This is a genomic window from Rhodopirellula sp. UBA1907 (genome assembly GCF_002337565.1).
GTDB classification, from domain to species: Bacteria; Planctomycetota; Planctomycetia; order Pirellulales; family Pirellulaceae; genus Rhodopirellula; species Rhodopirellula europaea.
In genome coordinates this window covers 9,100-9,443 of sequence record NZ_DDGH01000096.1, presented here as the reverse complement: position 1 = coordinate 9,443, position 344 = coordinate 9,100, and the positions used below count along the sequence as shown (strand labels likewise).

Annotated in this window: 1 pseudogene; it reads right to left on the bottom strand. The window is 55.8% G+C overall.

Annotation, left to right across the window (positions count from 1 at the left end):
- Window positions 1–344, bottom strand: a pseudogene (locus B2R17_RS22945) (succinate--CoA ligase subunit alpha); the annotation flags it as partial.

The window sequence follows — 344 nt, the reverse complement described above, 5'->3', positions numbered from 1 at the left end:
TGGCCCATGCGTTTTCCGGGAGGTGCGGTACGACCAGCGATGAAGGCGGCGACCGGTTTGGTCACATGCTCTTTGACGAACGCGGCAGCTTCTTCTTCGGCACTGCCACCGATTTCACCGATCATCAAGATCGCTTCGGTTTGGTCGTCTTCTTGGTACATCTTGAACAAATCGATGTAGTTCGTTCCGACGATCGGGTCGCCACCCAAACCGACGCACGTGCTTTGGCCGAGTTTCAGCGAACTGGTTTGCCAAACGGCTTCATAGGTCAGAGTTCCACTGCGGCTCATCACGCCGACTTTGCCGGGGTTGTGGATGTAACCGGGCATGATGCCGATTTTGCA